Source organism: Grimontia sp. THUN1695, assembly GCF_059704325.2.
Window position 1 is genome coordinate 899,607 of the sequence record NZ_AP046577.1, and the last position, 26,462, is coordinate 926,068.

Consider the following 26,462-nt stretch of genomic DNA (forward strand, 5'->3'; position numbering starts at 1 on the left):
GGAATAGTATTAATATGAGCAACATCGAAGAACGCGTAAAAAAAATCATCGTTGAGCAACTGGGCGTAGACGAAGCAGAAGTTAAAAACGAAGCATCTTTTGTTGACGATCTGGGCGCAGACTCACTGGATACCGTTGAGTTGGTAATGGCTCTGGAAGAAGAATTCGATACCGAGATTCCAGACGAAGAAGCAGAGAAGATTACGACTGTACAAGCGGCTATCGACTACGTTGTTAGCGCGTCTGAGTAATCAGAACAAGATCCCCCCAGGCGGTCACCTTGACCGCCTGAGTTTTTTATACCATCCGCGAAATTTCGTTATAACACCTTTCTCCGGAGAATATCATCGTGTCTAAGCGTCGTGTTGTTGTCACTGGCATGGGGATGTTATCGCCTGTAGGTAACACCGTTGAATCATCTTGGAAAGCACTGCTGGCTGGCCAGAGTGGTATTCAGAGTATCACCCATTTTGATACGTCTGACTTCGCGACTAAATTTGCCGGTCTGATAAATGATTTCAACAGTGAAGATTACATCTCTAAGAAAGATGCCAAAAAAATGGACCTGTTCATCCAATATGGCATTGCAGCAAGTGTGCAAGCACTTAAAGATTCTGGTCTGGAGATCACGGAAGAAAATGCAGACCGTATTGGCGTAGCCATCGGCTCTGGTATTGGTGGTTTGGGTCTTATTGAAACTAACCACAGTGCGTATGTCGAAAAAGGCCCACGCAAAATCAGCCCGTTTTTTGTACCGTCGACCATCGTAAACATGATCGCCGGTCACGTTTCTATCAACTATGGTCTTCGCGGTCCAAACATCGCGATTGCGACCGCGTGTACCACTGGCCTTCACAACATTGGCCATGCAGCACGCATGATTGCCTATGGTGATGCTGATGCTATGGTTGCCGGTGGTGCAGAGAAAGCATCGACCGAGCTAGGTATCGGTGGTTTCGCTGCAGCGAAAGCACTGTCTACCCGCAATGACGATCCTCAGGCAGCATCACGCCCATGGGATAAAGACCGTGACGGTTTTGTTCTGGGTGACGGTGCAGGTGTGATGGTATTGGAAGAGTACGAACACGCGAAAGCGCGTGGCGCGAAAATCTACTGTGAGCTCGTTGGCTTCGGTATGAGTGGTGATGCGTACCACATGACCTCGCCAAGCGAAGACGGCTCAGGTGGTGCGCTGGCAATGAAAGCAGCTATCCGCGACGCAGGTATCACACCAGATCAAATCGGTTATGTGAATGCGCACGGTACGTCAACACTTGCAGGTGACATTGCTGAAACCAAAGGTATTCGTCTAGCGTTGGGTGATGCAGCAGACAAAACGATGGTCTCTTCCACCAAATCGATGACAGGTCACCTTCTGGGTGCTGCGGGCTCTGTTGAAGCAATTATTACCGCGATGTCTCTGGTTGATCAGGCGGTTCCGCCAACCATCAACCTGGACAATGTTGGTGAAGGCTGTGACCTGGATTACGTACCTCACGAAGCACGCCAAGTGAAGATGGAGTATGCACTGTGTAACTCTTTCGGCTTCGGTGGCACAAATGGTTCGCTGATCTTCAAGAAAATCTAAGTTTATTTGCCCGCTTAGTTTTTTTGCCAACAAGGTTTTTTGATAGAATAGAACGGCTCGGTACTTGGTGACCGGGCCATTTTTTTATCGGTGTTCAGGGAAGAGGCATGCTCTTAATGAATGGTTATTCTACCAATAAGGTGGAAGCAAGCGATCGTGCATTTCAATACGGCGATGGTGTGTTCACCACCATGTTGGTTAAAAATGGGCAGGTCTGTGACTGGTTGCGCCATAAAAAGCGTCTGAAAGATAATGTGGCAACACTGAAAATCGCCGGTGTGAACTGGGGAGATGTCACTCACTGGGTTAAGATTGCCGCTGATACTGTCAAAGAAAGTGAACGGGCAGTGATAAAGGTGATGGTCACCCGGGGCTCTGGTGGCAGGGGGTACAGCCCGGCAGGCTGCGTAACGCCTAATGTCGTCGTCAGTACACATCTTTTTCCTGCCCATTATCTTTCATGGCGTGAAAACGGTATCACCATGAAAGTGTTGAGCCAGCGTATTGGATTGTCACCGATAGCAGGACTGAAACATTTAAACCGCCTTGAACAAGTGCTGCTAAAGCAGGAAGTGGAATTGCTTGGTGTGGATGATGGTGTCGCCTGTGATATGAATGGCCATGTTGTGGAAACCTCGGCATCAAATATCTTCTGGCGAAAAAAAAAGAGTCTTTATACTCCTCCGGTTGAACTGGCGGGAGTAGCAGGCACGATGCGTGCTCAGGTCATGGATCTTGCTGTGCTGGACGGTTATCTAATAAAAGAAGTGTCGGTTACGCATGACGTGTTACTCGATGCCGACGAAATATTTATCACAAATGCAGTGATGGGTTTGGTTCCTGTTCGCTGTTTAGAAGGAAAGGACTACAGCGATTTCGACGCTTGTAGAACAATCACTTTAAGGTTAAATGTGTGATTAAAAAACTTGCGCTGGTTATTTTATTCTTGGCACTTGCAGCCGCTGGTGGTGCATACTGGGTTTACACCCAAATTGAAAATTATGTTAACAGTGAAATCAAACCAATAGAGACACTATTGGTCACGGTGTCTGAGGGGGCGAATTACTATTCGTTTACCCGCCAGCTGGTTTCTGATGGCATTGTTGACGCTTCACCTTGGTCACGATGGGCGGCAAAAACACACCCTGAACTTACCCGGCTGAAAGCAGGCACCTTTCAAGTGCAGCCAGGCCTGACGCTGGCTGAATTGTTTGCATTGGTGCGAAAGGGTAAGGAGCACCATTTCTCGATCACTTTCGTCGAAGGGAGCACCTTTAAAGAGTGGCGAGAGCAACTGGCAAACTCCGACTACCTGACTCATGACACCACTGACCTGACAGAAGCAGAAATTGCCGTAAAGCTTGGACTGCCAACAGAGAAGGTGGAAGGTTTGCTGTTACCTGAAACCTACTACTATGTGGCAGGGCAGAGCGATCTGTCTATCCTCAAGCGGGCGGCACGTAAACTGCAATCTGTATTGGACGAAGCCTGGGAGGGGCGTAAAACAGATCTTCCCATCAAGAATGACTACGAACTACTCACACTGGCTTCGATCATTGAAAAAGAAACTGCCGTCGATAATGAGCGCGGGAAAGTGGCCTCGGTGTTTGTGAACCGATTGAATAAAGGTATGCGCCTGCAGACGGATCCAACGGTGATTTATGGTTTGGGTGACAAATATGACGGTAACATTCGTAAAAAAGACTTGCGCACACCTACACCGTATAACACCTATGTGATTTACGGTCTGCCACCTACGCCAATAGCTATGCCGGGTAAAGCTTCCATTTTTGCTGCAGCCCAACCTGCGGACACATCCTATTTTTATTTTGTGGCAGATGGACGGGGTGGCCACACGTTTTCTAAGTCGCTGGCGGAACATAACCGCGCAGTAAGACAGTATCTCAAAGTATTAAGAAACCAATGAATCACGGAAAATTTATCGTCGTTGAAGGTCTGGAAGGCGCGGGTAAAACCACTGCAATCCGTAATGTCATTGACGTTTTGAAAGCACACGGTATCACGCACATCGAAACCACACGTGAACCAGGCGGAACGCCTTTGGCAGAGCAAATGCGTGCGTTGGTAAAAGAAGGGCACCCTGATGAGCCCCTGACCGATATGGCAGAGCTATTGCTGCTTTATGCCGCGCGCATCCAACTTGTAGATAATGTGATTAAACCTGCGTTGGCAAAAGGCGTGTATGTAGTGGGCGATCGCCATGATATGTCATCTCAGGCTTATCAGGGCGGTGGCCGGGGATTTGATAAGGCATTGATGCAAAACCTGCGCGATACCGTGTTGGGGGACTTCCGTCCTGATTTCACACTCTATCTTGATTTGGACCCTGCGATTGGCCTTGAACGTGCCCGCGCCCGTGGAGCGCTGGATCGTATCGAACAGATGAAGCTTGATTTCTTCCATCGCACCCGCGCACGGTATTTAGAGCTGGCAAATGAAGATGAGAACATTGTGATCATCGATGCCGCCCAATCCATTGAAAACGTCTCGGCAGACATTCGCAAGGCGTTGGAGCATTGGTTGAACCATGCAGGCTAAGCGTTATCCCTGGCATCAGGAAATTTGGCAACACTGGCAGCAATTGCTTGGCCAGAATCGCCTACACCATGCCATTTTACTGAGTGCACCTACAGGCAGTGGAAAGATTGAGCTTGCCGCTATGCTCGCAAAAACCATTCTGTGTAAAAACGGGGTGACGGAGCCATGTGGCATCTGCCATAGCTGTCAGCTGTTTGATGCGGACACCCATCCGGATTTCCATTGGCTGAAACCTGAGGCTGAGGGTAAACAGCTGGGGGTTGATGCGATTCGCGCCGGTAACCAGTACGCATGGGAAACCTCCCAGTTAGGGGGGCAGCGTGTCATCCTGATCCAGAATGCCGATCGAATGGGTGAAGCGGCGGCCAATGCGCTGCTGAAAACGTTGGAAGAACCGCCATCCCATTGCCATTTCATCTTGCTGTCACAGTCAATGGACACCATGTTGCCGACAGTGGTTAGCCGGTGTAACAAGTGGAAACCGAAATTGCCTGAAGAGTCTGTCGTAAAACGCTGGGTGGAAAGTGAACTGTTAGAGTCAGTGCCTTTGCAGGTTCTTCGTATTAACCGTGGTGCGCCGCTTGCCGCAAAAGCGTTTGTTGAAAACGGCAGTGTGGCCAGACATAAAGCGTTGGTGGATGGGTTTGCCAGTTTTGTCACCCAAAAACAAGGTTTGTTCACGGTGACTGAACGGGTGGTCAAAGCCCAGCAAGAGGGATTGCAGTGGTTGAGCTTTCTTCTGCTTGATGTGGTGAAAATCCAGCAAGGTTCAGATGAAGCAATTGTTCACTGTGATGAAATGAAAACACTCCAGACCCTGGCTTCCTCACTGCCGCACTCCCAAGTGATGGCCCAGTTGATAGGGCTGAACCGGATGAAAGCAGAACTTGCCAGACACACAGGCTTGAACTGTGAGTTGCTCATCAGTCGTTGGCTGACAGAATTCATCACGGCCTGATAGAAACAAGACCTGAACCCTGAAAGTGGGAGGTTGAACTATCCCGCTTTAAATGGCGTATAATTGTCAGCTTTCGTTAACAACCTACCGGAGAAAAAACGTGCTAGTCGACTCGCATTGCCACCTCGACAAACTGAACTATAAAGATTTACACACAGATGTGGGCGCGGTGGTAGAAAATGCCAAACAGCGCGGTGTGGATTATCTGTTGTCTGTCGGCGTGACTCTCAAAAGTTTTCCTAAAATGATGGAGTTGATTCGCCCGTTCAAGAATGTCTTTGCCTCTTGCGGTGTCCACCCACTGGATATAGAAGAGGGCTTTGATTACGACACCTTGAAAGCCTTAGCGTCTGATGAGCGTGTTGTGGCAATTGGTGAAACCGGGCTGGACTACCACTACCAGCCAGAACTGGCCGAAAAACAGAAAGAGGCATTCCGCCAGCATGTCCGTCTGGCGGTTGAGCTGGATAAGCCCCTGATAATTCATACCCGCATGGCCCGCGAAGACACCTTACAAATCCTGCGTGAAGAAAACGCCCAGAAAGTAGGCGGTGTGTTGCACTGCTTCACCGAAAGCTATGAAATGGCAGAAGCCGCAATTGAATTGGGTTTTTACATTTCTATCTCAGGTATTGTCACGTTCAACAAAGCGTCTGAACTGAAAGATGTTGTTCGTCGCTTGCCATTGGAGAAACTGCTGGTTGAAACCGACTCGCCATACCTCGCGCCTGTTCCTTATCGCGGAAAGGAAAACCAGCCTGCTTATGTTCGTGAAGTTGCTGAATATGTTGGCTTGTTGAAAGGCGTTTCTTACGAAGAAGTGGCAAGGGTGACAACCGAAAATTTCTTTCGTTTGTTCAAGCTGGCAGCCTGATGTAGCTCTAAAGAAACTATGCCCATTGTGGCATGGTTTTTTCGCAAATGCCTGACCTCGATGGATTCTGAAAAATATAAATTTGGGACTTTATCTCTCAATTAATGAAGGCTAGCTGGCAAGGAAGTCTGTTGGCTTATAAAATCAAGATAATTAAACCTCCCCGTTCATTTCAATGTTCCGGCTTGGAAGTGCAGAATGAAGGAAACACAGTCAGCGCTTATCCGGGGTTTTTTTATCCTGGAAAAGATAGTGAAAGCAGATAAGCCATTATCCAGCGTTTACCTGGCTGAAGAGCTGGGCTTACCGAAACAGACAGTGCATCGAATCGCGCAGCAACTGGAAGAGGAAGGGCTGCTTCAAAGAGAGCCAGATGGAAAACGGTTTACTGCCGGAAACCGGCTAAGGGCGCTTGCGCGTGATACCCTGAAAAACTCAGCGATCAATGTACATCGCTTTTCGATTCTGAAAGAACTGTCTGATCAAATAGGTGAAACGTGCAACATTACCATCCTGGATGGCACGGAGATCTTGTACCTTGAGAGGGTTGAAACAAACTGGCCTTATCGCATTCACTTACCTGTTGGCAAGCACTACCCATTACACTGCACGGCATCGGGCAAGCTGTTTCTTGCGGACATGAAATCTGCCACGCGTAAACGTCTGTTAAAAAGCTTACCCCTTTCGCGAGAAACCCCGCAAACCATTACCGATGTCAATGAACTTGAAAAACACTTGGCAAACATTAGTCACTGGAAGAACTCTGGCAATACCTGCCACTTTTGCGCCGGGCTGCCCAACGGCTGGCTCTAGCAGAATTTGGCATCGCCGATGATGTTACCGCTAACTGATATACCTAAGCACCTTCAAATCGCTTGGGTATACGCCAAGATGTGGTGTGATGGATTCAGGTAGATAGCCCATGCGTAACCATTTTATGGTCTTCTAAAATCATATCCGATGCTTTTTCGGCGATCATTATTGTTGGGGCGTTGGTATTACCGGATGCGATTTCTGGCATGATAGAGGCGTCCACCACACGTAAATGTTCCACACCATAGACTTGTAACCTGGGATTTACGACTGCCATCTTATCTGTTCCCATCTTGCAGGTGCTGGTGGGATGGTAAATGGTTTGACTGAACTGCCTTGCCGCCATCAAGAGTTCCTCATCTGTCTGGTATTTCGTTCCTGGTACATATTCGTCCAATATATATTCAGACAGTGGGGAAGTATGCGCAATCTTTCTTGCCAGTTTAATAGCGTTGATGATGACCTCTTGATCACGGGTATCCGAGAGGTAGCACGGCTGGATATCGGGATGTTTGAATGGATCTGTGGACGTGATTTTGATACTGCCACGGCTATAGGGACGGAGTTGGCACACGGAAGACGTGAAAGCAGAAAATGGGTGAACGCCATCCCCAGGTTTATCTGCACTCAGTGGTTGCATGTGAAACTGAATGTCTGGACGTTCTAACCCGGGGGAGGATGTGGTGAAAATTGCTACTTGGATTGCAGCCAGTGTCAAAGGCCCGGTACGTTTAAACAAGATATTCCAGCCCAACGAGCGCACGCTTGAACAGTCTGTTAAGCTCATCATTTAACGTGTGTTCACTGGTTTTAAACACCAGCCTTACCTGAAGGTGATCCTGCAAATTTTCCCCAACACCCGGTAAGTCATGGATGACAGGGATACCCAGTTTATTGAGCAATGCGGCGGGACCTATACCGGAGAGTTGTAACAATTGGGGGGAGCCAATCGCACCGGAAGAAAGGATCACTTCTTTTGATGCATAGACATCCCGCGCTTCTCCTTTCTGGTAAACCTTGACGCCAACAGCAACCTTACCGTCAAAAAGCACTTTCATAACATGGCTATCTGTCAGTATATCTAGGTTGGGACGGTGCTTTGCCGGACGCAGAAAGGACTTTGCCGTGCTGCAGCGAAATCCTTTGTAAGCAGTTTGCTGAAAATAGCCAACACCTTCTTGGTGTTTCCCATTGCAGTCCGGGTTATAAGGGATCCCCAGATTCACCGCCGCTTTGATAAAGTGGTCAGCAATCGGTCGCCGCAAGCGCAAGTCGCTGACCTTTTGCAAGCCATGGACACCATGGTAGTCGTTTGCACCGCGCTCCTGATCCTCGGATTTTTTGAAATAAGGCAACACGTCTTTGTATGACCAACCGTGGTTTCCCAGCGTCTCCCAACGATCGTAATCTTCTGCTTGACCTCTCACATACAGCAGCCCATTCAGTGCGCTTGAACCACCAAGCACTTTGCCCCTTGGCCATTGTAGCTGGCGGAAGTTAATGCCGAGATCCGGCTGGGTGACATAACACCAGTCAGTTTTAGGATTGTGCATTGTCTTGAAGTAGCCGACCGGAATATGCAACCAAGGGTTGTTATCCTTTCTTCCTGCTTCAATCAACAGCACGCGATTGGTCGTGTCTTTGGACAGTCTGTTGGCAAGAACACAACCCGCAGAGCCTGCTCCCACGACAATTCCGGTGCTGCTTTTTCTATGGGTGACTTGGTTTGGCGCTTCTTACAATATTAAAAAACGCACCCATCTGGCGTTAACAGAGATACGCGCGCGGTTGTCTTACCGACTCCAGTTTCTTTGTTTGATCCTCGATGCCGTTCTTTGGATTGTATTTGCTGGAATTGTGATTTTCCATGCCTCAAACCAGGTTTGGATCGCCTACGACAATTTCGCGATTGTGGGGGGGGACAGATGACGTGATGGAGTGGTGGTTCTATTTGGCGACCCCTCTTGCATGGGGATTAATGGTGATCCGGGTTATTCAAAATCTGGCAAAAGATATTCAAACGTTCAAGTGCAGAGAACCTTTTGTGCTTCAGGCATCCTTGGTGGATTAGGAGTAGGAGGTGTTATGGAAGACGGCACATGGATTGCGCTGATATCTGCGGGCGTCACCCTGTTGTTTGTGATTGGTGTCCCCATTTTTTTAGTGATTGGTTTTTGGATTGTTGGCTGTAGCCTTGTTGTAGATTTCACGCTTGCCAATATCGGCGTAACCTTGTTTGAAGGACTGAACTTCTTTGGTCTTTTGGCGCTGCCGTTATTTATTATGACAGGAGACCTGATTAATGCCGCCGGTATTGCTAAACGGATGTCTGATTTCGCCTATTCCATTTTAGGGTGGGTGAGAGGCGGTCTTGGCATGGCAACCATTGGTGCCTGCGGGATGTTTGCCGCGATCTCTGGTTCTAATGCAGGAACAACAGCCACCATTGGTTCGATCATGCAACCAGAAATGTCAAAGAACGATTATGATGAGCGTTTCGCCGCAGCAACGGCAGCAGCCGGTGGCACAGTAGGCATCATTATTCTCCCCAGTATTATCTTCATTGTGTACGGCTTTTTGCTCGACCTTTCTATCAGCGATCTATTTATTGGTGGAATGCTGCCGGGAATGTTGATGGTTATCGCAATGCAACTGGCATGCTATCTGGTCTGTAAGAGAAAAAAGTGGGGGAATATCATTGCATTTGAGCCTGCGCGTATACTGAAGACTGGCTTGAAGGCCTACCTTGGCCTGATTGCGATTGGTATTGTGATCTATGGTATTAATTCCGGCGCATTTTCGCCCACAGAAGCTGCGGGCGTAACCGTTGGGTTTTGCCTGATTGCTGGGGTATTTGTCACACGTCAAATACAAATCCGGTCTTTGCCAACAATCTTGCTGAGGTCAGGACAAATAACAGGAATGCTGGCGCCACTCATTGCCGTGTCAGTTGTCATGCAGCAGTTGTTGTCCCTTCTGGGTGCGGGAGATGTCGTGCGGGGATGGATGTCGGCGATTGGTGATCCAACCTTTGTGCTTGTGGCGTGTATGCTACTTGTTTTGGCGGCAGGTACGGTATTGGAAAGCTTGCCAAATACCATCATTCTTGCTCCGATCCTTGCCCCCATTGCGTACAGTGTCGGTGTTGATCCGATTCATTTTGCCGTTATTTTTCTGGTCGGGGATGCCATTGGCTTTATTACGCCCCCATACGGCCTGAACCTTTACGTGGCGAGCGGCATTACCAGCATACCCTATTTCACAATTGTTCGTTTTGTTTTGCCATACCTGTTTGCTTTGAGTGTCGCTTGGGTCATTATCGCGTTTACCCTCCATTATCGACTTACCTCTTGCAGTTTACCGGTGCAGGATGATGTAACCCTGTTGTTAACGATTGTCCGGCCGAGGATAACAGGCCCCAGATTAAGCAGAAGCTTACTTCAGCGTTTTTTGAATGAAGCATTATTATTTTCAATAAATTACATTTCTTTTGACAGCCTTGAGTCTGAGGATTTGTGTTAATTATGTTAAATAAATTGAATGTGATTTTGAGGGGAAAATGAAGTTCTTTAATGTAACTACTCGCATTGCATAAATTGTAATTTTGTTACACGAAATCACTCTATACCTTTAACTCAATGAAATTAAAGAATTATTTCTTTGAAATTTCACTAAATGGGGCACTGTTGGGACACGAGCTGAATTTTTTGTTCAGCTTATCCACTTGGTTACGTGAAGCGTAGGGCATAAATTTACCGTAGACTTCCAGCACCATCTTTGCGTTCTTGTGGCCCATTTGGGTGGCTATCCAACTTGGGTTAGCATCTTCGGTTAGCATCCAGCAGGCAAACGTATGACGGGTTTGATACGGTCTGCGACGACGGATACCCGAGCGTTTTACGCAACGATCCCATAAATGGGAAATGCCATTGGGAGTATAGTGATTTGTTCCATTTTTACTTTTTCTATTTAGGCCCGATAAAAACACCCAGCGACAACTATCAATACGTTTTTTGTTCTTTTCTCGGGTTTGGACCGTCACTGTGTCAGGTGCTCTTAGGTAAGATACTTCTCTCTGCCTTTTTAGTGCGTCAATAGCGGGTTGAAGCAAAGTGATGATGCGTTCGCCTGATTTTGTTTTTGGCACTCGGAACCCCTCTTTCGCCAAGTTACGTGTAACACGCAGCTCTCCGCGGGATAAGTCAATATCTTCCCAAGCCAGCGCACAGAGTTCGCCATGTCGCAAACCGGTGTAACAGGCAACTGTCCAAATGTTGTGTTCCTGCTCACTCATTGAAGGGTGGCTGACAAGGCGTTTAAATTCATCCATTTCTAATGGATCAGGTTCTTTGTCTTCCTTCTTTACATGCGTGACTGTAGCAAACGGGTTCTCGGCGACGTAGCGGGAATTGATTGCGAACTTCCAGATTTCCGAAAAGACAGAAAGGTATTTGTTAACTGTTGAAGCAGCGCGGCCTTTTTTATTCCCGCGATGTGAGTAATTGGTCGAACCTTCAAGCAATTTATTACGGAGTAAGAGGGCATCTTCAAATGTAATGGAGCGTGCCAGGCGAGTACCACCTAAAATTTCCACACAGGTTTTACATTGAGAGGCAGTTGATTTGTGAGTATCAACGCTTAGCTCTGCTTTTTTGATTTCCAGCCAACGTTCTACCAGATCGGTTATCGTTGTAATCTTCTTTCCTGAGTCGTGACCACAAAGTAGTTGAGCTTTTTTCGAGTTAGGGAAACGTTCAAGATAATCGAACTCTCCATTAGCAATTTCAGACACAATGACCGCGCGTAGGCGGCCAGCTTTTCTGATGTTACTTGGTGTTGCTGCCCAGCCTTTCAAGGTTTCTTTGCAGCGTTGGCCTCGATACATAAACCAAACACGTATAGACGTGCCACGTACTTCTATGCCTTCTGGGATAACTGCCATGTTTATGCTGCCTTAGTGTTGTCAAAGAAACGATCGATCTCGACATGGTTATAAATATAGCTACGAGCACGCTCACTACCTTTTGAAGACACTCGTTTGTAGTGAATCCCCTCGATCCATACATGGGTGCGATAATTTTCGACTTCACGTTTGGTCATGCCTGTCATGACAACAAGTAGGGATTCTTTTATCCACTTGCTGGCAGTTACTTGGACAATAGTTTTTTCGCTCATTGGTCGTTACCTGTGATCAATTCAGCAAGCTTATGCTTGCCCTGGTCGTTGTAGTGAAAGGTTTGAATTTGCTTCTTGGAATTGGCAGCTTGGTCTAGCCGCCATTCGCCGTATTGTTCGCACTTGATGCCGTGGGCGTTGGCCGTCTTGCCTACCTTTTGCGCTGATACGCCGAGCTCTTGGGCGATATCTGTTGCGGTGTAATGCCGCTCTGTTTTCACTGGCATGTCCCACCCTGCGGTCACTAGGGCGGTAATGGCTTTTTCAGACAGGCGGCAAACTGAAAGCAGGGCGAGCGCAACGTCTAAGCTGCATGGCTCGCAATAGCTTTCAAAGGTGGTGTGTGAAACGGCTTTGGCTTTTTGGCACCGGGTGCAAGTTGTCATGGCGGCTACCTCCATATTCGAAAGTAGCTTTGTTGGGTTTGGGTAGGAAGGGGCTGTGGTTAATGAAGCCTTTTTTCAGGCAATTCAAATGAACAGAAAGAACTTCCCCCTCGCACGGATGGGTATTCGGCGCAAAGTTCCTTATTGACAAACTTTACTGCCTGGTCGAATGCATTTTCGTACACATCTACAATTATCGCTTTGATCTTCTTGTTTGATGTTCGGTTGCTCATCGTTTCGGCTCCTTGATTTCTATGTAGCTGGTGCCATTCACGCTGAAATCGTTCCCTTCCAAATCTTGCCAACAATTTTCGGCAGTTTTAGAGAAGGCCTTGTAGTTATTGTAATAACACATAACAATCTCACCATGACTCAAGGCCACCCAATAGAACGCATCCGAATTTTCAGGCTCCGATTCACTGACCGGAATCCACTTGGGCCCGCATACTTCGGCATCACGCTTGAGAGCAGCAATGACCTCTATCGACTCCCTCGTTGCAGCTTTGAACCCAATCTCTTTAACTCTTTCTCTTGCGTCCTCACTGCATAGCGAAGCGAGCAGTTCGTTCAGCATTTTGTGTCTCTCTGCCATCATGGCGGCTAACGAGTGTTCTCTTTCCCCAGCGATGTTTATTAGGGTGTTCACATAGTCAGTTTTATCCATAAATTCGATGGTTAAATCACGATCTAACGCCATGAAAATCATTCCTTTCACTGATGGTTCCGACGCTGATGTCGATGCCAATTTGAGTCCTACAGCACATGCGCTTTGTTGATGTCGCTAATCATCTTTAGCCATTCTGCATCGCGGCGACGTACGCAATGGGCGCGTTCTTTTGCGCTCGGCTTTTTCTTATAGTCCCGCTTTGACTGGCGCGAATGTGCATTAAACGGAGTGGTTTGGTCGTTACCTCTTTCCATGGTGTGGTTTCCTTTTTGGTCGTTGTCGTTATTGAAATTAAACATTACTTGTCACCATCCTCACTCAGGTCGATAACTCGAATGACTATCGCTTTGTCTTTCATTGATGCTGTCAGGTCAGCCCAGTCAATAAAGCCGATGCTGAACCCAGCGCCGATAACATAGGCGACGGCAGCAAATATCAGGATTGGCTGAACTGCCTTACATATTGCAATGAGTCTTTGTTTCACTGGTCGTTACCTCAAAAGAAAGGCCTTTAGGCGGCCTGTGACAGTTGCGTTCCCATGGCGATCAGCTTGTCGCGGTCAACGTAGCGGGTGATCACCGGGTAGTCATTGAATGGGCGCCAGATCAAAAACTGGCTGCCTTTGTTATTGCCTTTTACGGGCAAGCCGGTTGCAGCACTGATAAAGGCGATGCGGCCACCGATAATAATGCGGACCTCTGCGCAACTGCGAATGGCTTCTTTAAACCATCCTACGCTTTGGTCTTGCGGTATCAGCATGACGCAGCCAATGCCGCGTTTCGCCTGGCGGTTTGCCTGCTCTACCCACGGCGTTATGTTGGAGTAGGGCGGGTTGCACCAAGCGTAACTGAGCACTGGCACATCCCATGCTTTGCTGAGCCCGCAGTTGTCTTCGGTGTGGTACTTTTCGCAGAGGTAGTTATCGTCACTGGCTGCTACGTCAATGGCGAAGTGGAACTCTTTGTCGAGCGCATGAAAAATGGTGCTGGGTGTGCGCCATTTATCGCGGATTTCGACAGGTGTATTTGAGCCGGTATAGTCTGCCATTACGCCGCCTCCTCTCGTTTGAGTAAGGTTTGCTCCAATCCTTGGCGCATTAGCTTTGACATTTTGAACGTCAACTTGGAGCCAGCTTCCTTGGTGACGGTTTCGCCCGTTTTAGGATTGCGCACCTTTCTTTCTGGTGTGGCTTTCACCGCGAACACGCCAAAACCACGAGCCTCGATGCGATCCCCTGCGTTTTGCAGTGCGTTTTTCATGGCGTTGATAAATGCTCTTGTCATACGCTCCGCTAACGCATGGCTGAAATCGGGACATTCACCTATCCAATCTGCCAGCTCTGAGGTGTTGAATTTTTTCCCGCCTGACCTTGCGAACGTCACGCTTACGGTGTCGCGCATTGGCATGGTTTCGCCCGTTTTAGGATTACGAACCATCCGTCCACCCGGTTTGATTTTTGGCACTAGCTTTCCAATGCCACGAAGGTGAACGGGCATGCCTTCAGTGAGTTGGTAGTGAATAATGTCGAATGCTGCGTCAACGAAGGGCAACGCGACGCTAATCTTTACGTCTGCTTGCTCGGCAATGAACTCGGCCAAGTCTTTTTTAGTGGTGGTTTTCATGCTGCCTCCTTCATTTGTTCGGCTTGCCATTGGTCGATAAAGCTGTTGCAAACGCTGAGAACGGCTTCTGCGGTTTTGATTCCCATGCCTTTAACATGCTTCACGGTGGCTTCTGGGACCATGCGACAAAGTTCATACAGCGTATGGATTCCAGCGCCGCTCAGTTTTGCCAGATCCTTTTCTTTTATGCCCGGGATATCGCAAAGCGGGACCGACATAGACCATTCCACTTTCTCAACAAGTGCTGGGTGAGATTTCTCGCAACGTGCGCGGATCAACTCTGCCAGCGCGTCGTTCAGATCTTCCGGCCAGTGCTGCGCCACTTCATCGCATTTCGGATAGAAGGGGTGCAGCCAGTCTGTAACCATCACCAGCACGTTAACGCCGATGTTACTGCGCACTTCAATGTGCCAGTTGAGGTCGCTTAGCAGGGTAATGGGCTGGCCGTGTAGCTTGGTTGATAATCCCCATTCGTATTGGTAGATGTAGAACTCTACGCCTTCGGTGCCTATGTAGGCTTTTTGCTGCACTGTGCCATCATTGTGCTGGCGCATTTCGCGCAGTGCTTCCAGTTCCATATTCATGTCTTTGATGAGATTGGAAAGCTCGGTAATTTTGTATTTCAGGTTGGTCGCACCTGTGGTCAGCACTTTTACTTCAGCGCTTTTGCTGGAAATCAGCCTGGTCTTTTCCTGCACCTGCTTTTTCAGCTCAATGTTTTTCTTTTTGAGCGCTTCGGGATCCAACTCTTTCAGGCGTTTCAGTTCAGCGCGGACCTGTTTCAGTTCGCTGAGTTCAGCCTCTGCTCGGGTCAGTTTAATGTGGATTGCGGACACTTCATTTTTTCGCTGGATGTCTGCGTCGGCCAGTTGCGATTTCAGCGATTCAACTTGCAGCAGAAGCGAGGCGTTTTTCTCGTCCAGTAGTTCAAGGTGGTCACAAAGGCTGTCATGCTCGTCAGCTTCTTTTTCCAGCAATGCATTAATGCCTGGCACTTGGCGCTCTACTAGGCCCTGAATGTTGCTGAGCTGGGAGTTAACGGAGTTGACTAAGGCGCTGATTGCGCTTGCTACGTTTTGGTGTTGTTGCATGGTCGTTACCTCAAAAGAAACGGACCGCATTGGCGGTCCGTGCAGATTGCTGACTAACCCCGCTTTTTCAAGCGGGGTTTTCTTTTGTTAGTGGCCGAAGGCCGCGATCGCGCTATTTTTCCATATTGTTATGTTCAGGCTGCTTTTAGCCCATAGACGCTAAATTGCGTCACTATCTGGACTATTTGCCGTGTATTGAGCCCGATTTTGCGAAGATAAGCCTCCAGTAAGGCTATCTTCTTGATGTTTTGCGCTGCTGCCGCCAACCAGCATTGGATTTGTACTTTCAACAGACCACGGAACCTCGCATAGCGATGGCCATGATGTTGTTTGGCATCTGCGAAGCTTCGCTCCACCGTCTCTGCCCGTCGTCGGTACACTTTCTTTCCCCAGGCTGTCAGCCTCAAGGCATTGGCATTCTCTACCGATTTCTCGAACAGGTGCCGGGTTATCACCCGTTTGTGATTCTTGCTCTTGGTGCAATCATCGCGCAGCGGACAGGTTTTGCATATCTGTGGGTCAGAGTGATACTCGCGGTATGCCTGACGGTTGGTGGTCTTGTAAACCAGCTCCTGTCCCTGAGGACAGAGATAGCGGTCCGTCTCTTTGTCGTAATGAAAGTGCTTTTTCTTGATAGGATTCTTCGTACGGTGCGGCCGGCGGTATCCCATCACCGGCAGCATTTGGCGCTGCTCCAGTTCATGGCAGATAGTCGCGGTGAAGTAACCGGCATCAAGCCCGGCGGCAACAGGCGAGAGCGTAAAGCGCGCTAACGTGGTATCCAGACGGGCGATATACGGTTGGGCGTCATTCACATTGCCTGGCGTGACATGGGTGTCGAGGATGATGCCGTGTTTGCCGTCGACGGTGCGATGGTCAAGGTAGAAGAAGCCCTGTGGTTTTTGGTCCCGTGTCATGAACCCGCTGTCTGGGTCGGTGGTGCTGACTTTGGTGTTTTTCTCAATGTGACCATCTTTCGGTTTGAGTGGGCGTTTTCCTTCTGCTGCACGGTCAGCGTCAACCGCTTCATCTAACAGCTCGGCATAAGCACTGACGTTTTGTTTCACCAGTTCGTTACGGTATTTACGCTTGTTGGCATTGGCTTTCAGGTGAGTGCTGTCGGTAAATAAGACGCGTCCCTCGACCATGCCTTTGTTCATCGCCTGCTCGACGATGCGGATGAAGATGCGCTCGAACACGTCGGTATCGTTGAAGCGACGGCGGCGGTTCTGGCTCAAGGTGGACGCATCAATCACCTTTTCGGTTAGCGACATGCGAAGGAACCAGCGGTAAGCGACGTTGACCTCGATATCTTTGACGAGCTGGCGTTCACTTTTAACACCGAAGAGGAAGCCTAGGAGCAGGATTTTGAACAGGCGAACGGGGTCTATCGCAGGACGGCCATTGTTGTGGCAGTAGAGATGGGCGACTTCGTCGCGGATAAACTCAAAGTCGACGGCAGCATCGATTTTGCGAACAAGATGGTTTTTGGGAACCAACTGTTCGAGTGTCACCATCTCGAATTCATATTGCTGAGGGCCAGGGTCTTTAAGCATGTCACCACATCCATGATTGATTTGCTTATCCCTTATTAGATCAAAGCCCCAGCCAAATGGCCAGGGCTTTGTCAGCAGTCTGAACGGACCGCATTGGCGGTCCGTGGTCGGGTGTCGCTTAGGCTGCGATTAGCACTTCGCGTAAGCCATTGTGAGTAAGTGGGGAGACGATGTTTTCCGCTTCCATCATGTCGATGATCCGCGCTGCTCGGTTGTAGCCCAGTTTAAACTTGCGCTGGATGCCTGATACTGAGGCTCGGCGTTCTTCTTTCACCCATGCTACGGCTTGGTCGTAATATTCGTCTTTACCTTCATTGGTGCGTGAGGGCGCGGTGCCGTCGCCTGTTTCCAATCCACCTAGCGACTCGATGATGTCCGTAAACAATGCTGACAACTCTCCCGCCATTAATGCAAGGTCTGCGTCCAGGCGCTGCGCCACATCTTCACGGTCAATGTCTGCGTTCTGGTCGCGCAACTCGTCATCGAACTTAACCTGCTTGAAGGTCAGATCTTCATGGAGAATAAATGTCATTCGCTCTTGCCAATCAAGGGAGAGTTTAGTGACCAATTTCTCTGCGTTGATGTGTGACATGACTTCATCACTAGATAGGTCCAGGTTGTTACAGCGAACCTTTCCGCCTTGCTCTAACAAAGAGCGCAGTTCAGCATTGCCGCCAATGGAGAAACCTTTTGGTGCGTGTCCTGATTTCACCCACTCGGTCATGGCGAGCTCCAACGGTGATTTAACACATAGCGGCACCACTGGCAGGCTTCCGAGTGATTTTCGCAGGAGCGCCAGTGCATCTTCTGCTTTTTTGCTTGCTGATGCGTCCACCAAAATCATTTTCAGCTTTGGCAGAATGACAAGGCGAGTAAACGTCTTGCGCGAAAAAGCGCGGGGGAGGAGGTCGATTATCAAATCGTCCTTGATTGCGTCTTTCTCTTTTTTCTTGAGCGGTCTGCCTTCTGAGCTTTCAAGTGCCTCAACGCGCTTTGCCATTTCCTCTGCAATGACTTGCGAGGGGATGATCTTTTCTTCTTTGCAGGCGGCCATGAAGATGTTTCCATCGACAACATGCGTGAACATGTTTCCATGCTTGCCTAGCGCAGTGCTCCAGCCGAACTTTTGGAAATCCTGAGAGGCGCATGGTGTAAATGCGAACTCTGAGAGCAGTTTTTCAAGTGTTTCCGGGTTTAGGTCAATGTCTCGCGTTAAGCGATACGGGGTGATGTTTTTAAACCACATGGTCGTTACCTCATTATCTAATTAAATGGCTGCGTACATGGCGTGTGTATCGCTTCGGGATTCTGGTCTGATGGATGACGATCAACGCCGAGTCTCCGGTGTAGTGAACGTCAATCTCAATCCCGCGTCTGCGGTACATCGCCACCAGTTCAGCCGCTTGGTTTTTCGTTACGGTCTGCGTTTGGTATTCCACGTTTTTCCTGATTGTTAAAGAGCGGGATTTCAAAACTCACTCGCGGTGAATGGGCTTTGAAATGCCCCCGTAGGTCAGGGGCTAACCTTGTTGCTGTTACGCGGCGTTGTCGGTCAGGGTTGCCATGGCTTCGTCATAGCCTTGCCAGTTATCTACGCCAGCAGCTTCAAGCGCAGAAAGCATCGCATCACGTGCTTGCAGGTGGCGGTATTCACGCATTGCGATTGAAACCATCCCCGCATCGAGCTGTTGCTTGGTGCTTGGTTGCAGTTGGCTTGCGGGTTTTGCGCCTTCAAATAAATCTTCTGGCACTTCCATGACTGGTTTCGCTTCCGCTACTGGGGGCGCAGCTTTGCCTTCTGCTTCCATTTTTGCTTTTGCTTCCGCGTCGGCTTTTGCCTTTGCTTTGGCTTCTTCTTCGGCGCGAATGCGGGCACGTTCAGCTTCAAGACGCGCTTCTTCTGCGGCTTTGTGGTTAGTAATGCGCTTGTCCACGATGCCCTGGAATGCCAAGCCTTCTAAGAAGGCAATGTGAGACCAGTCGTTGAATAGGAAGCCATATGAAGGTGCAACGCCTTCCAGATACGCCTTGTTGGTATTGGCAATGTTGGCAAGGCCGTCGATTTCAATCTTCGCTTGTGCAACGGCGGTGTCTGCCGCTTCTTTCAGGCTGGTAACGGTTTTCTTGCCTTTCATGGCATCAGCCACTGAGACCTTTGCCGATACTGGCGCATTAATCTGCGCTTCAATTTCCTTCTCATAAGTTCCAATTTGACGGTCTGCTTCTGTCAGGATTTGCTTTCGAATTTCTTCTTTACGAGCTTTCACCTGTTTGTCGGTTGCCAGCCGTGCCTGGCGGATCTGCTCACCGATGAAAGACAAATCTTTCACGAAAGCGTCAATGTCTTGCACTTCACCCAGCACTTGCTCAGACAGGGTTTTAATTTTGTCTTCGGTCTTCTTGAAGATCTTCACCTGAGCTTCGGCGTTAGCGAAATCCTGATCCGTTTCAATCGGTAGCTTAGATTTCTCCACCAACGCCAGTGCCGCTTCTTTGAATGCATCAATGTTTGAGTGCAGGGTCAGGCCATCCATTTTGTAGGTGACGGCTGGCAAATCCCGTACGGGTTCAGCTTCCACCTTTTCTGGCTCGTCGCTTACCTGGTAGGTGGACAAGTCTTTGGCAAACTGTTTCCACCCGTTGATCAGGGCTTCACGGCGATCAGGTACTGAGGTGTATTCGCAGTGGTAGAAGTTATCGGCGGTGCCGTCGCTACACACAAACACTGCACGTTCTGCATCAGCTACCAACAGTTGTTGCTCTAACTGCCAGTAGTAGTGAGGTTCAAGATCACCTGCTTGTACTCGCGCCACCAATGACTGGTTAAACAGCTTATGTTCAAAGGCAATGTCGTGCATCAGTGTCAGGCCATCGAAAGAGGCCAGCAATGGCAAGCCTTCGATTTCAGCCGTGGCGGTGATGGGGTAGAGTTCTTCGCCGATCAAGTCTTCAGCCAGTGGTCGTGCTGCTTCTTCTGCCGCATGACCTTTGTCGAAAATACGTTGTTGTGCGGGGCTGACATCTTTCGTTTCGCCCGTTGCTTTCTGGCGCAGCAGATCGCCACGCGTTTGATACTTGCTGTCGCCCATCATGGCTGGCGCTTCAGAGGCGGTGAAGTGGGAGGCACGCAACTTGTGCCACTCTTGAGAGCCTTGGGTTACCTGAATGATGTTCATGCTGCGTCTCCTTTGGACAGTTCAACGTTACGGATGGCGACTTTCTGTGCTTCACTCAATGCGCCAACACTTTCAACGGTGGTGATCACTTCTTCTGCGGTTCTCTTGCCTGCTTGAATGGCTTCCGCCCACTTGGTGAAGTTGGCTTTGAACTTGTCAGCCGGATAGTCGGGCTTGCCTTCAATCAGCTGCGCTTCGGTTTTTGGCTGCATGGGTGTTACATCGCGCTCCGCGCGGTTGACGGGAATATCCTGTGATTCTTCCGCTAGGCTGATGCCGCGAAGGCGATCCGCATACGCCTTACGTGCCGCGAAACCAAACGCGCGCCATTCCAGCATTTTCTTGGGGTAAGCTTTCCAAGTGTTGCGCCCCCAAAGGCCGGCGTTCTCAGCGTCCACTTGCGAGAACTCGCCGGTAAACGAAACATGGTTGCCGTTAATCTGACGAACAATGGTGCAACGGGCCGTCATGGTGTTGGCGCAAAACTCGTCTTTGATGTCTACCAGATCAGGGGCTGACATTATCAGAGCGCGGAGGCCGTCACCCCAGATAGAAGGTCGTCCGTTTACCACGGCAATGTTTTGCAGCGCCTGAACAGGTTTCAGGCCAAGCTCTGCGCCCATTTGGACAGCGACGAGTACATTACCCGGCTTGCCTTGGTAGTCCTTTGGCACCATTTCAGAGCCTGCCATGATTTCAGCCATTTGCATGGCTTCTTGCAGGGATTGCGGCGTAAGAGAAAAGCCGCCAGTGGTCAGTTGAGTCATTTGGTCGTTACCTCGGTTAAGCTGCTTTGATGTACTGCGCTTCAAACGCAGCGGTGATTTGTGGCATTTTGCTTTCAATGAAGTCATCAAATGCTGATTTCAGAAATGCTTGATGTGCCATCAGCATTTGTACGTTATTGCCGGTGGCGTCAGGCTCATGGCAAATGGCGAACTTTATCAGGCCATCGAGCGGGTATTGGCCGTGAACTTCGAACTCAATAACAAATTGTGCGAAGTCTTTGAAAGACAAGCCTGCAAATTCACGATTACTGAGAACGCGCTCTTTGCCAAGCATAATAAAGTGATCCAACGCCGCTTGACGGTGGTCGCGTTCATCAAGCTGCTGCATGTTGGCGGCGAGCTGGCCTTCAAGGTAGTTATCAAATCCTATTTTCATGGTATGATTCCTTCTGTTCGTTGGTGTTTCCTGGTCGTTACACCTGCGATTGCCAGTTACCTCATGGGTAATTGGTCGTTACCTCGGAATGCTTTTCTAGTCGATTGGCGTTCCTCTTGGAAGCGAGATTCTTGGTCGTTGACCGCTTCCCTTAAGCGCCCTGGCATTTGCCGGGGCGTTTTCGTTTTCGCTTTGTAAAGCCTTGTGGCTTTAAAAAGCGCCCTGAATGGAGTAACAGGGCGAAGCAGTGGGGCTTAGTTGTCCTTGCGGTTTGTGCTGCATCTTTTGCGTTCTTGGTAGAATTCAAGCGCAAGCGACAGCGCGACAAACAGCATAATCAGCGAGCAGATGCCGAGTAACACAAACTCCCAGAGCCAGGCGGATAGCGGCGCGTAGGTTCGTTGCTCGTCGTACGCCACAAACATGGGCACCAGTGCCACTATCCATGTCGCTATTTCCTGCCATCGCTTCATTTGTGCTCCTTGTCAGTTTCCTGTCTTGACCGGGTGAGTGAATGATAACTATCGTCACAAACTTTCGTCAACATGATTTGATTACTTTTTTCACTCGTGATGATTCTTGTCACAATTTGGACGCAAAAAAACCCGCTTTCGCGGGTTCTAGTGTGTTGAATTAGTTTAACTAAACGGGCTTAACGTGACTTACGACGGTGCCGACCAATCGACAGTTGCCGTTGATCTTCACGTAACGCATATCGGGCGGATAGTCAGGGTTAAGCGCTTTCAGCATCTTCTGGCCTTCTATGATTTGCATCTGCTTGAAGGTGGCCTCATCACTGCCTTCCATCATCGCGACGACAAATTTACCGTCGATAGCATCAAGCAGCGTGGGGTCAACAAATATCAGATCGCCTTCTTCAAATCTCGGCTTCATAGATGTGCCCTTGATGCGCAGGGCAAAAGTGCCAGGCGAGCATTTTACGGGTGACGGGTGCATGGTGGCCTCGTGAGGATGCACCGAATCTCCGGCCGAATTCCAGTTTCCCGCCTGCACCCAGCTTAACTCGGGTACATATTGCTCGACGGGCGGCCCTGGCTCGATATTTGTCTGACTTTCATTGAGTTCTGGTGTTCCTTCACCAAACAACAACCATCTCGGGTCACATTTCAAGGCCTTAGCCAGTGCAAATAGGGTATCCGCCCTTGCACTTTGTGTAACAGCAAGCTCTATCTTTGCAACGCCCATTCTGCTAATGCCCGCTTGCCCAGCAAGCTGTTCTTGCGTCAGCCCTAATTGAGTGCGCCTCTTTAGAACACGATCTCCTAGATCTCCGCTCATCACGTTACTCGTTCATGTGGATTAATTTGTTTGATTCAGTTCATGATAACTACATGACCGAAACAATCTGAACATTTGAAACTTGATTAACAATGTGACTAATGTAATCATTGTTAAAGGAGGTATCACAGCCATGCTAACTGTTGATTTGATAGTTGACACATTTGGTGGCGTGCAAGAAGCCGCAGACCAACTTGGCGTCAGCAGAACAGCGCTTTACAAATGGCGAAAGAGAGGGGTGCCTGAAAACATCCACCTTGTTTGCCACCTATCTGGCCTTTTTGACTACACCTATGACCCTAGCCTTTTTGGAAGGGATAGGAAGTCCCTAAAGCTGAATATTACACCCGTTAACCTAACGACCAACTCTGAGGTAACGACCAATGACCAAAACCTTCATCAAGCAGCGGCTTGAACGCCTGGAGCAAAACCGACTGATCGGCAAGCCTGGGCTTTCCATGAATGAAATCCGCGATTCGCAAGTGAAAGTGCGCTTCACGGAGAACGAGAGCGATTTGCTCTCTCTTGTCAGCCAAAAACTCGGACAGCCTAAAGCTGTCCTCTCGAACGTGTTAATGATCGACGCCATCATTGAGCTTCTTTCCAGTGACGACCAGCTCTGTGAAGAAGTGATGAAAGCATGGAACGATGACAAAAAACCCACGCTTGAGTTTTTCTCTGAAATCAATGCCCGCAGTAACGAAACTCGCGATTTCATTGACGGCGATTTTTGTCGTGTTGAAACGCAAACCGGAAACGTCCTTCAGTTGGCTCAGCGGGAGGAATAGCCGTGAGAACAAAACTTATTGCATATCTGCGGGGCGAATGCTCCGCAGATGATCTGGCGAAAGAAATGAAAAACCATAGTGACTTTGTTGATTTGGCGGTTGAGAAAACGGCTGAACGCCGTGGCCTTCGTCCTGACCAAGTGCGTTGCTCGCTAATGATGCAATCTATCTCAGACCCTGCGATCTCAGGGGCTGAAACGCAATTAACCAAGGAATGTCAGGGGCTGCACTGATGAGTATCGTTCGCGCAAAACGAGCCCATAATTTCACCGTGATCGGTAACCACGTTTACGCCGATGGGCTGTTGTCTTTTCAGGCGATGGGGCTGTTGTCGTATTTGCTGTCGAAGCCTGATAACTGGACGGTGAGCGTTGAGCAACTGGTGAAAGTCACCGTTGGCACAGCAAAGAAAACGGGCAAAGAAGGCGTGTATAACATCCTGAAAGAATTGAAGTCTGCGGGATTTATTCAGACCCAAAAGCATGCCACCGGAAAAACCACCTACACGGTGTTCGATTCCCCCGTTTTTGCAACGCCTGATGCGGATAAGCCTAATCAGGCTAAACCGGAACAGGGCGAGCCTAAACCGGATAACCCAAATCAGGCTAAGCCTAATCAGGCTAAGCCTAATCAGGCTGAGCCGACACTAATAAATACTGATCTTAAACAAGAACTGAGATCTAACAAACTTGTGCAGAACAAACCCAGTTTGCCTGCCGAGGAGGTAGCCGCTTCGCTAGAGCTCAAAGATAAAACTCACCACATCGTGACCACGATTGAGCGCGATGGTTATCAAAACACTTACCCAAACGTGGATGTTAACCAAGAGCTGCTGCGTATGGTGGCATGGATTGATGCCAATCCCGCCAAGCGTAAAACCAAAATCGGCATCAAGCGGTTTATCAACACGTGGCTGTCCCGAGCCAGCAAGCCGCAAGCCAGAGCTGCAGGCAGCCTGTCAGCACAAGAGCGCATTGAAGCGCAAAACAAATCTGCGGTTTCAGAGTGGCTTGCCGGTAAGCAGGGCAACACTTACGACCACGAACCTAACGACCAAGAACTTAACGACCAGTAAGGATAACGACCAATGAACCAGAACGACCAGAAACACTTTGCCAGCCAGCTTGAGGCAGTGATGGCACTGTATGGCCGCACGATGACGCCAGCCGTGCTGGAAGTGTGGTGGGAAGCATTGTTGCACCTGGACTTCCCTGTTGTCAGTGAAGCACTGAAACGTCACACACAAAACCCAGATGCCGGTATGTACCCGCCAAAGCCGGCGGATGTGATCCGTTTGATGGGGGGCACCTCGAATGACCGTGCGCTGATCGCTTGGGCGAAAGTGAAAAAGGCCATTGCCAGTGTGGGTGCTTGGAACAGCGTTGTTTTTGATGACGCTGGCATTCATGCGGCAATCGACCAAATGGGCGGCTGGTCCTCGCTGTGTCATACCACCGAAGATGAGATGCCTTTTCGTGCAAAAGAGTTTGAGAACCGTTACCGCACGTTTTTGTTTCACCCGGAAGGCTACCCGAAGAAACTCGTTGGCCTGGCAGAAACCCAAAACGCGACCAGTGGTCAGCCTGTAGATGCACCACTCACCATTGGCAATGTGGTTCAGTGTCGTCAGGTGTATCGCGGCGGCTCCAATACGCAGCAACTCGGCGTGCTGTCGGTGAAATCCCCTGAAACATCCCTTGAACCACTGCGTCTGGCTGTCAGTAACTGAGGTAACGACCAATGATTAGATTCCATCCCTCCACGTTTGAAGTGGAAACAATGCGCCAGCAACTGGCCATCAATGGCTTTGCGTCTTTTCTGCGTCACATGGAGGCGCATTACGGGAGCACCGCCAATGCCGTTCGCATGATTGCTGGCGCAACAGGCGCGGTGGAAGTGACGGTGCGCAAGTGGAAGAAAAAGGGCGTGACCAACCATCAAGCGGCGAAGGCGCTGTGTGAGGTGGCTAAAAATCACGGGTTTTATTTTGGCCTTCACATGCTGCGCCCAACGAATGCGGTGTGTGTGGCGTGGATTGAGCGTGATAGCCGTGTGTTGGTTGATAAATATGCAGCTTGATAGAGAGAAGACGGTCAGGTTGCTTGAAGGTGCCGGAATGATGCCGGTAGTGAAAGAAGTGGCCAGGCGATTTGGGGACCACGGCAAATTGTCCAGTATCGCCGTGATCACCCCGAACGGTAAGGCTTATGTGGGGAATAAACCCACGAAATCCAAACGTGTTGTACCACTTGAGATAACGAATAAGTGATACAGCCATTATCCGCAAAAACTCCCTGCATGGCAGGGGCTGAGGTAACGACCATGATGGATAAACCACACCCAATCAAAACGCCTATCAAGGAGCATGCGGCAATCAAGCGTGCACTGGCGAAATGGCACAAAGAGCACGACTACACGATTAATACCCAAACCCAGTTTGGGCGGGTGGTAAAAGCAACGGCAAGCCCTGCCTGGAAAACTCTGCGTCAGATTGAAACGCTGATCGGCTTTCTGTTTCCGAGTGATCCGGACACGCAAGCGGCCATTTCCGCCCGCCTTCGTGAAGTGACACCTGCCAAGTGTGGCCTGGTGAAGCGACGTCGCCACTACACCGCGGCAAGCGGAAAAATTGTGTACGTTTATCGTCTGGTGCCTGCTGCATACCTGGCATTGAAGCAGCTTGAAAAGATGGAGGACGCAGCATGACACCACAAGAAATGGGCTATGGCGTGTGGGCGTTACTTTG

At 49.4% G+C, this 26,462-nt stretch carries 34 protein-coding genes and 2 pseudogenes; 18 read left to right on the plus strand and 18 right to left on the minus strand.

What is annotated here, in order from left to right; genetic code table 11:
• Positions 1 to 14 precede the first annotated feature (14 nt).
• The 8 genes from acpP to AC6IB1_RS07745 all read left to right on the plus strand — a co-directional run bounded on the left by acpP (position 15) and on the right by AC6IB1_RS07745 (position 6,792).
• A complete protein-coding gene (acpP, locus tag AC6IB1_RS07710) occupies positions 15 to 251 on the plus strand; it encodes an acyl carrier protein (protein WP_002541727.1) in 237 nt (78 codons plus the stop codon).
• A 98-nt stretch (positions 252 to 349) separates the two neighbouring features.
• Complete coding sequence (gene fabF / locus AC6IB1_RS07715) at positions 350 to 1,588, plus strand: beta-ketoacyl-ACP synthase II (RefSeq protein ID WP_497568508.1); 1,239 nt, start codon at positions 350 to 352, stop codon at positions 1,586 to 1,588.
• Between the two features lie 107 nt (positions 1,589 to 1,695).
• The gene (gene pabC, locus AC6IB1_RS07720) at positions 1,696 to 2,505 is read left to right on the plus strand and encodes an aminodeoxychorismate lyase (RefSeq protein ID WP_497568509.1); all 810 of its coding nucleotides are present in this window, start codon (positions 1,696 to 1,698) and stop codon (positions 2,503 to 2,505) included.
• Positions 2,502 to 3,515, plus strand: a complete 1,014-nt coding sequence (gene mltG, locus AC6IB1_RS07725; RefSeq protein ID WP_497568510.1) for an endolytic transglycosylase MltG — start codon at positions 2,502 to 2,504, stop codon at positions 3,513 to 3,515. Before pabC ends, mltG begins: the two co-directional genes overlap by 4 nt.
• Positions 3,512 to 4,147, plus strand: a complete 636-nt coding sequence (gene tmk, locus AC6IB1_RS07730) for a dTMP kinase (protein WP_497568511.1) — start codon at positions 3,512 to 3,514, stop codon at positions 4,145 to 4,147. The genes mltG and tmk overlap by 4 nt, the downstream gene beginning before the upstream one ends.
• Positions 4,137 to 5,105 carry a DNA polymerase III subunit delta' gene (gene holB, locus AC6IB1_RS07735; protein ID WP_497568512.1) on the plus strand — a complete coding sequence of 323 codons (969 nt, stop codon included), beginning with the start codon at positions 4,137 to 4,139 and terminating at the stop codon, positions 5,103 to 5,105. Before tmk ends, holB begins: the two co-directional genes overlap by 11 nt.
• 100 nt (positions 5,106 to 5,205) lie before the next feature.
• Positions 5,206 to 5,979: a TatD family hydrolase gene (locus AC6IB1_RS07740; protein ID WP_497568513.1), complete on the plus strand. Its 774-nt coding sequence runs from the start codon at positions 5,206 to 5,208 to the stop codon at positions 5,977 to 5,979.
• Positions 5,980 to 6,177: 198 nt separating this feature from the next.
• The gene (locus AC6IB1_RS07745) at positions 6,178 to 6,792 is read left to right on the plus strand and encodes an IclR family transcriptional regulator (RefSeq protein ID WP_497568514.1); all 615 of its coding nucleotides are present in this window, start codon (positions 6,178 to 6,180) and stop codon (positions 6,790 to 6,792) included.
• A gap of 94 nt (positions 6,793 to 6,886) precedes the next feature.
• On the opposite strand, the pseudogene AC6IB1_RS07750 reads toward AC6IB1_RS07745, so the two are convergent.
• Positions 6,887 to 8,486: pseudogene (locus AC6IB1_RS07750) on the minus strand (GMC family oxidoreductase).
• 22 nt (positions 8,487 to 8,508) lie between these two features.
• Here AC6IB1_RS07750 and AC6IB1_RS07755 point away from each other — a divergent pair.
• Entirely contained in the window at positions 8,509 to 8,721 is a 213-nt protein-coding gene (locus AC6IB1_RS07755) for a hypothetical protein (protein WP_497569111.1), read from the plus strand.
• Positions 8,722 to 8,877: 156 nt separating this feature from the next.
• Positions 8,878 to 10,314 (plus strand): TRAP transporter large permease, encoded by a 1,437-nt coding sequence (locus tag AC6IB1_RS07760; protein WP_503693143.1) that lies wholly within the window; start codon positions 8,878 to 8,880, stop codon positions 10,312 to 10,314.
• A gap of 130 nt (positions 10,315 to 10,444) precedes the next feature.
• On the opposite strand, the gene AC6IB1_RS07765 is transcribed toward AC6IB1_RS07760, so the two are convergent.
• The 12 genes and pseudogenes from AC6IB1_RS07765 to rdgC form a co-directional block, all read right to left on the minus strand.
• Entirely contained in the window at positions 10,445 to 11,734 is a 1,290-nt protein-coding gene (locus tag AC6IB1_RS07765) for a site-specific integrase (protein ID WP_497568515.1), read from the minus strand.
• 2 nt (positions 11,735 to 11,736) lie between these two features.
• Entirely contained in the window at positions 11,737 to 11,967 is a 231-nt protein-coding gene (gene xisR / locus AC6IB1_RS07770; protein WP_497568516.1) for an excisionase family protein, read from the minus strand.
• Positions 11,964 to 12,353, minus strand: a complete 390-nt coding sequence (locus AC6IB1_RS07775) for a hypothetical protein (protein WP_497568517.1) — start codon at positions 12,351 to 12,353, stop codon at positions 11,964 to 11,966. The genes xisR and AC6IB1_RS07775 overlap by 4 nt, the downstream gene beginning before the upstream one ends.
• 229 nt (positions 12,354 to 12,582) lie before the next feature.
• Positions 12,583 to 13,050 carry a hypothetical protein gene (locus tag AC6IB1_RS07780; protein WP_497568518.1) on the minus strand — a complete coding sequence of 156 codons (468 nt, stop codon included), beginning with the start codon at positions 13,048 to 13,050 and terminating at the stop codon, positions 12,583 to 12,585.
• Between the two features lie 56 nt (positions 13,051 to 13,106).
• The gene (locus AC6IB1_RS07785) at positions 13,107 to 13,319 is read right to left on the minus strand and encodes a hypothetical protein (protein ID WP_497568519.1); all 213 of its coding nucleotides are present in this window, start codon (positions 13,317 to 13,319) and stop codon (positions 13,107 to 13,109) included.
• Positions 13,319 to 13,504, minus strand: a complete 186-nt coding sequence (locus AC6IB1_RS07790; RefSeq protein ID WP_497568520.1) for a hypothetical protein — start codon at positions 13,502 to 13,504, stop codon at positions 13,319 to 13,321. Before AC6IB1_RS07790 ends, AC6IB1_RS07785 begins: the two co-directional genes overlap by 1 nt.
• A 26-nt stretch (positions 13,505 to 13,530) precedes the next feature.
• On the minus strand, positions 13,531 to 14,067 hold the full coding sequence (locus AC6IB1_RS07795) for a phage N-6-adenine-methyltransferase (RefSeq protein WP_497568521.1): 537 nt from the start codon (positions 14,065 to 14,067) through the stop codon (positions 13,531 to 13,533).
• Positions 14,067 to 14,642, minus strand: a complete 576-nt coding sequence (locus AC6IB1_RS07800; protein ID WP_497568522.1) for an HU family DNA-binding protein — start codon at positions 14,640 to 14,642, stop codon at positions 14,067 to 14,069. The genes AC6IB1_RS07795 and AC6IB1_RS07800 overlap by 1 nt, the downstream gene beginning before the upstream one ends.
• Entirely contained in the window at positions 14,639 to 15,733 is a 1,095-nt protein-coding gene (locus AC6IB1_RS07805; protein ID WP_497568523.1) for a helix-hairpin-helix domain-containing protein, read from the minus strand. The genes AC6IB1_RS07800 and AC6IB1_RS07805 overlap by 4 nt, the downstream gene beginning before the upstream one ends.
• A gap of 134 nt (positions 15,734 to 15,867) precedes the next feature.
• Positions 15,868 to 17,289 (minus strand): IS1182 family transposase, encoded by a 1,422-nt coding sequence (locus tag AC6IB1_RS07810; RefSeq protein ID WP_497566492.1) that lies wholly within the window; start codon positions 17,287 to 17,289, stop codon positions 15,868 to 15,870.
• Positions 17,290 to 17,407: 118 nt separating this feature from the next.
• Positions 17,408 to 17,641 carry a DNA translocase FtsK gene (locus tag AC6IB1_RS07815; RefSeq protein WP_497569112.1) on the minus strand — a complete coding sequence of 78 codons (234 nt, stop codon included), beginning with the start codon at positions 17,639 to 17,641 and terminating at the stop codon, positions 17,408 to 17,410.
• Positions 17,639 to 18,535: pseudogene (rdgC, locus tag AC6IB1_RS07820) on the minus strand (recombination-associated protein RdgC); the annotation flags it as partial. The pseudogene rdgC and the gene AC6IB1_RS07815, both read right to left, overlap by 3 nt.
• Positions 18,536 to 18,605: 70 nt before the next feature.
• Between rdgC and AC6IB1_RS07825 the strand changes: the two are divergent.
• Positions 18,606 to 18,746: a hypothetical protein gene (locus AC6IB1_RS07825; RefSeq protein ID WP_497568524.1), complete on the plus strand. Its 141-nt coding sequence runs from the start codon at positions 18,606 to 18,608 to the stop codon at positions 18,744 to 18,746.
• Positions 18,747 to 18,824: 78 nt separating this feature from the next.
• Here AC6IB1_RS07825 and AC6IB1_RS07830 read toward each other — a convergent pair whose 3' ends face one another.
• The 5 genes from AC6IB1_RS07830 to AC6IB1_RS07850 form a co-directional block, all read right to left on the minus strand.
• On the minus strand, positions 18,825 to 20,465 hold the full coding sequence (locus tag AC6IB1_RS07830) for a YqaJ viral recombinase family protein (RefSeq protein ID WP_497568525.1): 1,641 nt from the start codon (positions 20,463 to 20,465) through the stop codon (positions 18,825 to 18,827).
• Positions 20,462 to 21,232 carry a hypothetical protein gene (locus AC6IB1_RS07835; RefSeq protein ID WP_497568526.1) on the minus strand — a complete coding sequence of 257 codons (771 nt, stop codon included), beginning with the start codon at positions 21,230 to 21,232 and terminating at the stop codon, positions 20,462 to 20,464. The genes AC6IB1_RS07830 and AC6IB1_RS07835 overlap by 4 nt, the downstream gene beginning before the upstream one ends.
• A gap of 16 nt (positions 21,233 to 21,248) precedes the next feature.
• On the minus strand, positions 21,249 to 21,629 hold the full coding sequence (locus AC6IB1_RS07840; RefSeq protein WP_497568527.1) for a hypothetical protein: 381 nt from the start codon (positions 21,627 to 21,629) through the stop codon (positions 21,249 to 21,251).
• 254 nt (positions 21,630 to 21,883) lie between these two features.
• Complete coding sequence (locus AC6IB1_RS07845) at positions 21,884 to 22,102, minus strand: hypothetical protein (RefSeq protein WP_497568528.1); 219 nt, start codon at positions 22,100 to 22,102, stop codon at positions 21,884 to 21,886.
• 169 nt (positions 22,103 to 22,271) lie between these two features.
• A complete protein-coding gene (locus tag AC6IB1_RS07850) occupies positions 22,272 to 22,928 on the minus strand; it encodes a LexA family protein (protein WP_497568529.1) in 657 nt (218 codons plus the stop codon).
• A 383-nt stretch (positions 22,929 to 23,311) separates the two neighbouring features.
• Between AC6IB1_RS07850 and AC6IB1_RS07855 the strand changes: the two genes are divergently transcribed.
• The 7 genes from AC6IB1_RS07855 to AC6IB1_RS07885 are packed head-to-tail and all read left to right on the plus strand — an operon-like array spanning position 23,312 to position 26,422.
• A complete protein-coding gene (locus AC6IB1_RS07855) occupies positions 23,312 to 23,716 on the plus strand; it encodes a hypothetical protein (protein ID WP_497568530.1) in 405 nt (134 codons plus the stop codon).
• A 2-nt stretch (positions 23,717 to 23,718) separates the two neighbouring features.
• Positions 23,719 to 23,949 carry a hypothetical protein gene (locus tag AC6IB1_RS07860; RefSeq protein WP_497568531.1) on the plus strand — a complete coding sequence of 77 codons (231 nt, stop codon included), beginning with the start codon at positions 23,719 to 23,721 and terminating at the stop codon, positions 23,947 to 23,949.
• Complete coding sequence (locus tag AC6IB1_RS07865; RefSeq protein WP_497568532.1) at positions 23,949 to 24,791, plus strand: hypothetical protein; 843 nt, start codon at positions 23,949 to 23,951, stop codon at positions 24,789 to 24,791. Before AC6IB1_RS07860 ends, AC6IB1_RS07865 begins: the two co-directional genes overlap by 1 nt.
• Before the next feature lie 12 nt (positions 24,792 to 24,803).
• Positions 24,804 to 25,445, plus strand: a complete 642-nt coding sequence (locus tag AC6IB1_RS07870; protein WP_497568533.1) for a DUF6475 domain-containing protein — start codon at positions 24,804 to 24,806, stop codon at positions 25,443 to 25,445.
• An 11-nt stretch (positions 25,446 to 25,456) separates the two neighbouring features.
• Positions 25,457 to 25,795, plus strand: coding sequence for a hypothetical protein (locus AC6IB1_RS07875; protein ID WP_497568534.1), 339 nt, complete (start codon positions 25,457 to 25,459; stop codon positions 25,793 to 25,795).
• Positions 25,785 to 25,985: a hypothetical protein gene (locus AC6IB1_RS07880; protein ID WP_497568535.1), complete on the plus strand. Its 201-nt coding sequence runs from the start codon at positions 25,785 to 25,787 to the stop codon at positions 25,983 to 25,985. Before AC6IB1_RS07875 ends, AC6IB1_RS07880 begins: the two co-directional genes overlap by 11 nt.
• A 53-nt stretch (positions 25,986 to 26,038) precedes the next feature.
• Positions 26,039 to 26,422: a hypothetical protein gene (locus AC6IB1_RS07885; protein WP_497568536.1), complete on the plus strand. Its 384-nt coding sequence runs from the start codon at positions 26,039 to 26,041 to the stop codon at positions 26,420 to 26,422.
• The last annotated feature ends 40 nt before the right edge of the window (positions 26,423 to 26,462 follow it).